This is a genomic window from Bacillota bacterium (genome assembly GCA_033549065.1).
GTDB lineage: Bacteria > Bacillota > Dethiobacteria > DTU022 > DTU022 > JAWSUE01.
Genome location: JAWSUE010000013.1, coordinates 1 through 11,490, shown reverse-complemented (window position 1 = coordinate 11,490; position 11,490 = coordinate 1). Strand labels below are relative to the sequence as shown.

Sequence of the window (11,490 nt, the reverse complement as noted above, 5' to 3'; positions counted from 1 at the left end):
GTGAGTTTTAAAACCCGGGTATTTCCCTTTTGAGTCAGTTTGATACTGCTTGCGTCAAGATAGTTTTTCTGATAGAAATCGGCATTTGACTGAATAAGGTTTGGATCGACCCAGTTAGTTTGATCTCCGGTAAGAGCACCTGTAATACTGCTGAAATCCGCATTGGCGAAGAAGGCATTCCAGGCCAGGGCCCAGAGATCGGATGAAGAGCCTGAACCCCCACCCCCGCCTGATGAGCCAAAGAGAGCGCTTAATGGATTGCTGCTTCCACCGGTTGTAATCTGCCCACCCGCCACCATGTTGGCAAATTTACGGATCAAACTATTATATTCCTCGCCCATACCGATCCTTTCATAAACCGAAAGCATGGAAGAAAGGTTACGTAATTCGTCGTATGGAAAATAGATCGATACACCATGAGCTCTGGATATGTTGCTCGATGTTCTGTTATACTTGATGCTTTGACGAAGGGCGTCGATTAAAGCTCTTGATTCGGGAGAGTTTATCTTTTCTGCCAGATCAATCAGATCAACCTGGTCCAGCCTGGAACGATTAAATTCCCTGGAGTTTCCGCGGGCATTAGATATAATTTTGTAATCATCGTCCAGCTGTGCTTCAGCCGATAGGGCAAAATCCCGGAAAGCCTCATCAACCACATTGTTAAGGGTTACAAGATCAATCAGGGAAAGGGTCGTAGTTTCTCTGGGTACTTCCTGACCGCATTTATTGATATAATCGTCAATAATCATTTTTCCGATAGAAACGGTATCCATGGAGGTATTGTCAGAGAGAGCGGTAATCCAGTTTGTATAATACCAGCCGATACCCGGTTCAGTTTCTTCCGATGCAATCATATAATCAGCGTGATAGTTTAACATGTATGCAGTTTCCAGCGTAGCCATCAGGCAGGCATCAAATCCGACGAAATCAAATTTTACTCCCGCTCCTTCTAAAGCTGAGTTAATCTGACTTATAGTCATTGAGCCGCTGTTTGGAAAAAGCTGGTCGTAACCAAATCCACTGAGGGAGCCTCCGCCATGATCCCAAAAAATCAGGGCATAGCGGTTAGCGGGAAAATTGGTGGCGGAGTAAGTGATAAAATTTTGGAGGGTGGCCGGGTCGGTCATAGCTTTTCGACCCAGATTATCCACCAGAAGCCTCAAGCCGGATGAAGTTACCTGGTAGCGTTGGTTGGATGTGTTTTTAATAACGCTGTTTCTCCAGCGTGAAGTGCCTCCGGTTTCCACTATAATATTGAGCTTATCGCTTATTGTCGCATGGAGCATCTCATTTAAGTCGGCCGTTGCCATTCCGTAAGAACTTTCAAGGTCGGTTCCGCACATATAGATCATAATTGTGAATATATCCTGACCGTTGCCGATAATCATGGTTCGCGGTGTTCTCGGGCCGGTTATACCTGTTGAAGGAGTAATGGCATTATTTACAGGGTCACCGGTAACAGCAGGGATCCCGGTTTCCTCTGCCTGGTTCATAACCGGAAGATCTGATTCATTCGGATCGGCGATCTGCCCTGAGCAGCTTCGCAGTAAAAAATAGCCGACTACCAGGATGATTATCAGTATAAGGAATTTACCTTTTGATCCACTACTGCTTCGCTGTAAAGCCTTTCCCGGTCTGTTGGTGTAAGTTGGGCCAAAACTACCTGAACCACCCTGACTGCCGATCGGTTTGCTGCTGCCCTGTTTCCGGTCGGCATATCCATCCGTTTTTCCCACTGGTTTTCCAGCCTTGGGATTTACTGCCGATCCACGTCGAAATACACCACCGCCGGAAGCATCGCCTGTAACTCTTTTTTTCCTTGAACCGCCGCCGCTTTTCCTTTCCATTGCAATTCCTTCTTTCCGGATAATCTAAGGTTATTCTATTGCTAACACTTGCATTTAGCAAGATAAAGTTATTAGGCTATAATGGTACGGCAACACTTTCATTGCAATTGTCCTAATAATTATTATTTATAGAATAGAGGATAAATTAAATTAACGTCGAAAGCAGTTGTAAAAACTAAAGGAGGAATTGGAAATGTCAGTGGTTAAAGTTATTGAGATATTGGCGGAATCAACGGAAAGTTGGGAAGCCGCAACTCAGGCTGCTGTAAAAGAAGCAGCCAAAACAGTGCGCAATATTCAAATCGTCTATGTAGATTCCCAGCAGGCAATAGTTGAAGGAGACAAGGTCGTCAGGTACCGCGTTGGTACCAAGATTTCATTTATCGTGCAGGATTAACAGAAAAATTGATAAAGCGTTTGGTGGTTTGATAAAGATTAGGTCGACTGAAAAAAATTATCGGTGCATTTTGCCCCGATAATTTTTATTGCATTGTGCAATTTCCATCAGTCAGTCTAAATAAGTTAAGCTAAGCAGTCTTGAGAAGGTCCGCTGCAATCTGAATCAACACAATCAGAATCTTTTGATAACATGGTTTTCTTGTTGTATAATTAAAAGAAAAAGAAGTCCTGAAAGTGCTGCAGCTAAAACATTAGCCGGCGATATATGTAATCAGCTTATAACTTCCAGCAAGAGAAAATCTTTAACCACGCAAATGTGATGTAAAGTGTTTCTGAATGTAGCGATTGTGAAATATTTACTGGCGAGTAACAGCGAGAAATGGAGTGACAATAATGACTGATAAGAAGAAGGTTGATCCGAAGGCAGAGGCCTGCCTGAGCGATGAGTCCCACAATTCTCCTCATTTAGATAAGCCAAAGGCAAGCTTTCCCATCATTGGCATCGGTGCATCTGCCGGCGGTTTGGAGGCGTTGGAACTCTTTCTGAGGAATATTCCCGTAGATAGCGGCATGGCTTTTATTATAGTTCAACACCTGGATCCGACACGAAAAGATCTCATGGTGGAATTACTTCAGCGGATCACTCCTATACAGGTCATGCAGGTTATAGAACGCACTCATGTCCAGCCCAATTGTATTTATATAATTCCCCCGAACAAAGATATGTCGATCTTCCACGGAATACTACACCTTTTTGAACCGGCAGAACCTCGTGGGCTGCGCCTACCTATTGATTTTTTCTTCCGCTCTTTGGCTGAGGACCTAAAGGAACGAAGTATTGGTGTTATCTTATCAGGTATGGGCACCGATGGAACAATCGGTCTTGGCTTCATCAAGGACAGAGGTGGAGTGGTTTTTGTACAGGAACCGACTTCAGCTAAATATGACAGTATGCCGAAAAGCGCAATCAAGGCTGGCCTGGCCGATATTGTTATTCCGGTGGAAGAGATGCCGGCAAAAATAATTTCTTATCTCCAGTATAAACCTTCCTTTGCCAGTTCCGAAACAGCTCTGACAGAAAAAAACCAGAGTTCCCTTGAGAAGATAATGTACCTGTTGCGCTCGAAGACGGGCCAGGATTTTTCTCTTTATAAAAATACCACCGTCTGTCGTCGCCTGGAGCGCCGTATGGGCATCCATCAGATTGAAAATCTTACCACCTATGTCCGGTTGCTTCAGGAAAATCCTCAGGAGCTTGATTTGTTATATAAAGAACTTTTAATCGGAGTTACTAATTTTTTTCGCGATCCGGAAGTATGGGAACTGCTAAAAACTGAAGCTATCCCACAACTTCTGACCGAACGCAAAAACCAGGCCTTGCGAGCCTGGGTGCCAGGTTGTGCAACAGGTGAGGAGGCTTATACTTTAGCCATTGTCTTTAAAGAGATGATGGATCAGTTAGAACCAACCCAAAATATAACGCTTCAGATTTTTGCTACCGACATAAGTCTGGAAGCGGTTAAAAAGGCTCGTGAAGCCGTCTACCCGGTCAATATCTCTGCTGATCTTTCTCCTGAAAGGTTACAACGGTTTTTTATCCAGGTGGAGGACGGTTTCCAGGTTGCCAAACCTTTAAGGGAAATGGTGGTTTTTGCCCAACAAAACGTCATCATGGATCCACCCTTTACCAAACTGGATATCCTAAGCTGCAGAAACCTGTTGATCTATCTGACTTCTGAGCTGCAGAAAAAAATTATACCCCTTTTTCACTACAGCATAAAACCTGGTGGTTATTTATTACTTGGGAAAGCTGAAAGTATCGGCAATAATACAAGCCTTTTTAAACCGCTGCACGGTAAATCCCGACTATATAGGCGCCTGGAATCTACAATACAGGCAGACATGGTCGAATTTCCACTGCCGCATGCTTTTACTCCATCATCATCACCATCAGAAACGGTGGTAAATATGCAATCACTGGTGGATCAGTTACTTTTAAAGCGTTTTACACCTCCATCAGTAATGGTCAACAACAAGGGGGACATCTTATATATTAACGGGCGGACCGGTGTGTATCTTGAGCCGGCAGCCGGCAAGGCCAACTGGAATGTTTTTGCTATGATCCGTGAAGGACTTGGCTACCCTCTAAACAAAGCTTTTCAGAAGGCAATTCAGAAAAATGAAGTAGTTGTTGTTAAAAATGCTGTTGTAAAGACCAATGGAGAAACCCATACAGTAGATATCACCATCCAGCCGCTTGAAGAACCGGATGTGCTGCGTGGGATGGTGTTGATCATCTTTTCAGAAGTGGCCAGGCCTCGGAAAACTAAGGTGAAAGATAAAACAAGTGATCATGAAGTCAGCAGCATTCTGGTTTCCGAATTAGAAGAAGAACTCCGGCAGGCTCACCATGAGCTGGAAAATATTCGTGAGGACATGCAGTCATCCCAGGAAAAACTCAGCGCAACTAATGAAGAACTGCAGTCTACTAACGAAGAGTTGCAGTCAACCAACGAGGAACTGACCACTTCTAAAGAAGAAATGCAATCATTAAATGAGGAGTTACAGACGATCAACCACGAACTGCAAGCTAAAGTAGATGAGTTATTTTATGTAAATAATGATCTGAAAAATTTGCTTGAAAGCACTGATATAGCTACCTTATTCCTGGATAACAGACTTCGCGTGCGGCGATTTACTGCTAAAACGGCCGAAATTATAAAACTGATACCTGCAGATATTGGAAGACTAATTACTGATATTGTCTCCAGCCTGGATTACCCGGAATTTATAGAAGATACCCGGGAAGTGTTGCGCACGCTGTCTTTCAAGGAGAAATCGGTTTCAGCTACCGGGGGGCGCTGGTTTACAGTGAAAATTATGCCTTACCGCACGTTTGATGACAAAGTTGACGGGTTGGTAATAACATTTATGGACATTACTATATCCAAGACACTGGAAGCTGCTCTAAGACAATCCCAAACTGATCTGGAAAAACGAATGGTGAAAAAAGATTCAGATCTGAACAAAGCCAAGAAAAGATTGCAGTCGAAAATTAATAAAGAAATTGGGGAGGATCATCATGAATAAGCACAGGTCGGCGGAAGAACTACGCCGCCAGGCAGAGGAAAAAATTCTGGATAGCAAACGGAAAATAGCACCTCCCGTTGCTCCGGAAGAATTACAAAGACTTGTACAGGAGTTAGAGGTACACCAAATTGAGCTGGAGATACAAAATGAAGAGCTGCAGCAGGCACATTCAGAATTGGAAAGATATCTCGGTGAATATACCAATCTTTATGATTTTGCTCCTGTTGGTTATTTAACTCTGGATCAAAGCGGTTTTATCCTGCGGGCAAATCTAACCGGAGCAACTATGTTGGGATTGGAACGCAGCAAAATTTTAAATCAGCATTTCGAAAAATTTATCACTGCCCAGCACCGTCATGCTTTTAAATCTTTTTTGGAAAAAGTATTCTTCAACCGGGCCAGGGATACTTTTGAGATTACCCTGCAAATAAAAGAAAATGAATCAAATTTTGTCCATATTGAAGCCATGGTTTTGGAGGATCAGCGGGAATGCCGCATCGCCCTGATGGATATAACAGCCCAAAAAAAAGCCGAAGAAGAGCTGCGAGAAAGTGAACGGCAATTCCGGACCTTGTATGAAACCATGACACAAGGGGTTTTATATCAAGATCCGGACTGTAGAATTATATCGGCAAATCCCGCTGCTGAAAAAATTTTTGGTTTATCTTTTAATCAAATGCAGGGACGATCACCGAAAGACCTTCAATGGTTGATTATTCAGGAAGATGGATCTGACTTACCTGAAGAAGCCCAACCTTATATGGTAGCCCTGCGAACGGGTGAAGTGATAAATAATGCTGTTATGGGATTATATTCACCGCAAGCTGGCAGATACACCTGGCTAAAAATCACTGCGGTGCCGCAATTTAAACCCGGTGACGATAAACCATTCCAGGTAATATTAACCATTGAGGATATCTCCCTTATCAAGGGTATGATAGCATACAACAAACTAACCCCAAGAGAGAAAGAGGTTTTCAAGTTGTTGGCAAAGGGTCAAGGCCGCCAGTTAATATCTGATAAATTGAGATTTAGTCCCAAAACTGCAGATAAGCATAAAGAAAACCTGATGAATAAGTTAGAACTATATTCTCAGGATGATATTATAAAGTTTGCCAGGCTGATTAACCTGCTTTAATTTTAAGATTCCACCCCTATACTTAAGTTATATCCAAAGAAGCCCCGTATACGATTATACATACCTCTGATTCATACTTGATCATACCTGCATAAAAAATATTGAATAATGGGAACATTGCTAATCGATTTCTTAGCACTATTTTTGTTAGCATGTAAACAAGAAAGAAAATAGAGTTATAGAAACTTGGAGGCGATTGATATGCGCAACATTATTTACATAATCGGGCTGATTGTTGTTGTTTATTTTATTCTTAGATTTCTCAACATTGTGTAAAGAAATACCGGAGTAAGAACCTTATGAATCAGTAGTAATTTTTTCTTTATTACTTGTACCATGAAAGGAGGTTCTACCATGAGGCTTAGTGCGCCTAAGGTTATAGTATTTTGGATTGCGGTAATACTGGCTGCTGTTGGATTCCTGTCATTTTTAGGGATTATACCGATTGAAGCTTCCACTGGATTCTGGGCTTTGGTTATCGGCTTCGCATTATTGGCATTAGGAAACCTTTTGAAAGGCTTTTAAGGTATTTATAAAAGAATCGTCAATCAGGATTAGATCAGGATTGAATTTTCGATTAGTCTTAACACAGGTATTCTTTTTTCAAGGGAGAGGAGGACGGCAGAGCCGATTATATTATCGGCTCCCAGGTATAAACTTCCTCTCCATTTTTTCTTTAGCAACTTAGCTACTTTTACTTCTACCTATCTATTCGGCAAGCCTTCAACCTAAGGAGTGTATTTTAATGAAGAAGATAGTTCTAATTGAACCGAAGTCCAGTGAAGACCATGTTTACAAACATGTCCGTATGCCCCGCCTGGGACTTCCTATCCTGGGCACCCAGTTAAAAGACGCCGGTTACGAGGTAAGATTCTTCCTGGGTACCGGGAATTCACTACCCTGGCCAGAAATAATTGAAGCTGACCTGGTTGGTATATCTACTACTACAGCTACCTGCCGGGAGGCTTACCAGGTTGCCGGATTGCTGAGATCACATAGGATTCCCGTTGTGATTGGTGGTATACATGCCTCATTTATGCCTGATGAAGCTATGCAGTTTGCCGACTATCTGGTCAGGGGTGAGGCAGAATTAAGTTTTCTTCCTCTCGTTCAATCGATTGAAGCCGGATTACCGCCACATAACATCCCCGGGGTATCGTACTGGAGCAACGGGGAAATGGTTCATAATGAAACCCTTGAATCGAAGATAGATATTGATACACTGCCTATTCCAGATCTCACCTTGTTAGATCGTTATTCCTCTATGAGTAATATACCGGTAATGACTTCCCGGGGCTGTCCCTTCAACTGCACATTTTGCTGTGTTACTGAAATGTTTGGACGACGTTATCGACATCGCTGTACAGAAAGTGTTCTTGAAGAACTGACCCGTTATCAGGGGAAGAATATCTTTTTTTGTGATGATAATTTTACCGCTTCCCCCAAACTCACCAAAGAGCTGTTGAGAGGAATTATTGATCGGGGTATCAAACTCAAACGTTGGGGAGCCCAGGTTCGAGTCGATGCGGCAAATGATGATGAGCTGCTTGATTTAATGTACCGCTCTGGCTGCGGTATTGTTTATATCGGTTTTGAGTCTATAAACCCCGCAACTCTTGAACGCTACAACAAGCAGCAAACAGTTGAAGATATTGAAGAAGCGATCAAGCGCTTCCATCATTACAAAATAAGAATTCATGGGATGTTTGTCTTTGGCGCTGACACAGATACGGTTGATACAATAAGGCAGACTGCAGATTTTGCCCTCAGGGCGAAGATTGATAGTGTCCAGTTTATGACTCTGACTCCCTTCCCGGGTACTCCATTCTACGAACAGATGGAAAGCGAAAAGAGAATTTTAACCCGTGACTGGTCTCTCTATGATGGTCATCATACGGTATTTCAACCTGAATTAATGTCAGCGGAAGAGTTACAATCCGAGACAGTCATCGCCCTGAAAAGATTTTACTCCCTGCAGAACATTTTAAAGAATTTAGCACTTACAGGTTGGGGTTCCGTTATTCACAGGACGATCGGGTGGGGCCTTACGCGACATTTTGAGCGGCGGAACCGCTGGTTTGAACAGTTATTGAAACATCAGCAATATTTCAACCCTCAGCCTGTTAGCCTTTTCGACAGCTTATTAACAGCTCCTGTCAGAGAGAAGTCGCAAGCTGAATTTGCTATATCTAATCTTAAGGTATCGCTTACAGAGCAAAGTGGAGTGCTTTACCTAAAACTGCGTGGTTTTGCCGGTAGTTTGCACCGAAAAGAGCTTCACAGAGTTTTAAAGGGTTTTTTACGCAGGCATTATAGTCAAATGGTGATTAACACTGAAGGCCTTCGCTTTATCTCTCATAAAGCGGCAGCTGCTTTCGGCGCCTACTTTGATAAGCTTGGGTGCAGGATGCACCGCTTGCAAATCATAACCACAGCTGATAGCGAAACACACAGCATGCTAAATTGGAAAAGCGGGAATCGTTTTAAAATGCCGTGCTTCGAGCTACTGTTGAAAAGACGTTGACCTCTGAAAAATGCTGATCTATGGCTGATCCATGCTGAATTTAAAAAGCAATAAAATAATGACTATTGGAAATATTGCTTATATATATCTCAGCAATATGATTGGTATCATATAAGCGCAAGATAAATAGAGAAGTCGGGGCAACCATAAAAATGATATTCCTAATGAAGATTATGCAGGTTAGGATTAATACAGAAAATGCATATAAGTTTTTAGCATTTATTCTGTTATTGATTTTTACCCTGCCAGCTATACTGGTGGGTAGTGAGGCTATAGAGAAATCTGTATATGCTTACCGACAAAATATTGTAAGCATTGAGAGCCTTGGTTTTGATAAGTTTGAAAATGCTCCCGTGATGAATCTCCTGGGCAAAAATTTTGATGAAATTAAGCAGGTGCTGGGGGAACCGGCCGAGCAGGGTTACAGTAGCTGGCTGGGGCCACATCACTATATTCTTTATCAATATGAAGAAGGGTTCATTCAATTTTGTTCTCCTCAGCCTATTGAGAATAAGATTGCCGTCAGCATTATTTTGGGACCAGGCCAAGAAGTTTTAGGCGCAAAGGTAGGAATGCGTTTTCCTGAGATTATAAGCATTTTAGGAGCGCCTGATTATGGCCCCGCAATAGGAATAGACAACCTTTATTATATGGAATATTTTAGAGGAGAAATTAAAGATCAAACACCAGAAGTTTTTATTAGTTTCGTTGCTGTTTCCATAAATTCTCCCACTGACCATGTATTCATCAAATGGGAAGCCTTTAAATATGAAGATACGAAAACATTTCAGGCGGCGAGATAAATCGTAGTCAGGGGTTTTTTATGAATGTAAGCATAGTCCCAACGATGTTAGGGAGCTTTTATCAAGTAAGTATCTGTAAAAAAAATTTAGTAAAGGGGTTGTCATAATGGTTTTGGAAAACCCGAAAAACATTAACATTAACAACGTAGAGGAACACTTTGTGAGAATTTATAAAAAATCAAGTTATAGAAACAGTGAAGAGGATATTAAAGACGATAACTTCAAAAACGATGATTCAGACATGAAAATATTTGAAATCAAGTAGCTGATAGAATGTCAATCATCAATGAGGCGAAGTGATGAAGTTATGAAAACGCATAACAAGATGCGATTTATACCATTACTACTAATGCTGTTGTTAGTAGTTATGATTATAACATCCTCCATGAGTAGTCTGGCAGCTCAAGATACAGTGGAGTTGGGAACAGCCAAGAACTTTGGAGTTTTGGCCGGCTCGGCTATCACCAATACCGGGCCAACCTGGATCGAAGGAACTGCAGGCGGGGATGTTGGGTTAAGCTCAGCAACAGGTGCTGCGATTACCGGATTAACGACAGTAAATGCAGACGGCACAATTTATACGGTGGATGCTGCTGGTCCTGCAGGCTCAGTAATGAATTTCAGCTTACTGACTACAGCTAAAGATGACCTGATCACCGCGTATAATGATGCAGTTGACAGGACGCCGGATGAAACTATTTCCGCTGACCTTGCTGGAGAAACCTTGACTCCGGGAGTTTACAAATCAGACTCCAGTATCGCTTTAGCGGTTGGCGGCACTCTTACTCTTGATGGTCAAAACAATCCCAATGCCGTCTTCATTTTTCAGGCAGGCTCAACACTTACCACAGGAAGCGGCAGCAAGGTTGTACTTATCAATGGTGCTCAACCCTGTCGGGTTTTTTGGCAGATCGGTAGTTCCGCCACACTGGGAACAGACTCTGATTTTGTTGGACACATTATGGCACTTACAAGCATCACGGCAAATAACGGTGCAGAAGTGAAAGGACAGTTGTTGGCAATAAACGGAGCGGTCACACTAGAAAATAATGATATTATAAATGATGTTTGTACACCTCCTGCTCCGGCCATCAGCGTCGAGAAGTACGTCTCCATTGACGACGGGGAGAACTGGCTGGATGCCGATGGCCTGGCAGGGCTTTCTATTGTTGCAGGCAGTGAGGTTCAGTTCAAGTTTGTGGTGACCAACACCGGCGATGTGGAATTAACTAACATAAATCTTAATGACTCTGTATTTGGCGACCTGAGCGGTGATCTGGCTGTGCTTGACCCGCTGGCAAGCGGCGCCTCCTTTGAGGTTATCGTGGATGGAATCGATGTCGTAGTAGGCCAGCACAGCAACACGGCAACAGCGACGGGTGACTTTGACGATGGGACCTACAGCGATACCGATGATGCCCATTACTTAGGCCTGGAGCCAGATGCTCCGGTCACCAGCTCGTATATTATGAAAGCAAAGCGTCAGCTGCCCACAACTGGTGGAAATGGGCTGCTATTGGCTATTAGTGTAATTAGCGTAACCCTGGCTGGCGGATTATTTCTCAAAGGTTACCGCAGAAAAAAAGGAAACTACAATATAAGTTGATAGCATCGAAGCTTGCATTGTTTTTGATATGGCGGTACAGCGCTGGAATAATAAATATAGCTCAAAACGAAACCCGTAGGGAT

9 protein-coding genes are annotated in these 11,490 nt (G+C 42.8%); 8 read left to right on the top strand and 1 reads right to left on the bottom strand.

The window, feature by feature from the left end; translation table 11 throughout:
- On the bottom strand, window positions 1-1,847 hold a 1,847-nt coding region (locus tag SCJ97_09500), incomplete at its 3' end, for a clostripain-related cysteine peptidase (GenBank protein ID MDW7740273.1).
- Between the two features lie 193 nt (window positions 1,848-2,040).
- Here SCJ97_09500 and SCJ97_09495 point away from each other — a divergent pair.
- The 8 genes from SCJ97_09495 to SCJ97_09460 all read left to right on the top strand — a co-directional run bounded on the left by SCJ97_09495 (window position 2,041) and on the right by SCJ97_09460 (window position 11,407).
- A complete protein-coding gene (locus SCJ97_09495) occupies window positions 2,041-2,244 on the top strand; it encodes a dodecin family protein (protein ID MDW7740272.1) in 204 nt (67 codons plus the stop codon).
- Window positions 2,245-2,639: 395 nt separating this feature from the next.
- Window positions 2,640-5,336 carry a chemotaxis protein CheB gene (locus tag SCJ97_09490; GenBank protein ID MDW7740271.1) on the top strand — a complete coding sequence of 899 codons (2,697 nt, stop codon included), beginning with the start codon at window positions 2,640-2,642 and terminating at the stop codon, window positions 5,334-5,336.
- Window positions 5,329-6,474 carry a PAS domain S-box protein gene (locus SCJ97_09485; protein MDW7740270.1) on the top strand — a complete coding sequence of 382 codons (1,146 nt, stop codon included), beginning with the start codon at window positions 5,329-5,331 and terminating at the stop codon, window positions 6,472-6,474. The genes SCJ97_09490 and SCJ97_09485 overlap by 8 nt, the downstream gene beginning before the upstream one ends.
- A 354-nt stretch (window positions 6,475-6,828) precedes the next feature.
- Complete coding sequence (locus SCJ97_09480) at window positions 6,829-6,999, top strand: hypothetical protein (protein ID MDW7740269.1); 171 nt, start codon at window positions 6,829-6,831, stop codon at window positions 6,997-6,999.
- 220 nt (window positions 7,000-7,219) lie between these two features.
- On the top strand, window positions 7,220-8,998 hold the full coding sequence (locus SCJ97_09475) for a radical SAM protein (protein MDW7740268.1): 1,779 nt from the start codon (window positions 7,220-7,222) through the stop codon (window positions 8,996-8,998).
- A gap of 164 nt (window positions 8,999-9,162) precedes the next feature.
- Window positions 9,163-9,801, top strand: a complete 639-nt coding sequence (locus SCJ97_09470; protein ID MDW7740267.1) for a hypothetical protein — start codon at window positions 9,163-9,165, stop codon at window positions 9,799-9,801.
- Between the two features lie 106 nt (window positions 9,802-9,907).
- Window positions 9,908-10,066 (top strand): hypothetical protein, encoded by a 159-nt coding sequence (locus tag SCJ97_09465; protein ID MDW7740266.1) that lies wholly within the window; start codon window positions 9,908-9,910, stop codon window positions 10,064-10,066.
- Window positions 10,067-10,186: 120 nt separating this feature from the next.
- Window positions 10,187-11,407 (top strand): ice-binding family protein, encoded by a 1,221-nt coding sequence (locus SCJ97_09460; GenBank protein ID MDW7740265.1) that lies wholly within the window; start codon window positions 10,187-10,189, stop codon window positions 11,405-11,407.
- The last annotated feature ends 83 nt before the right edge of the window (window positions 11,408-11,490 follow it).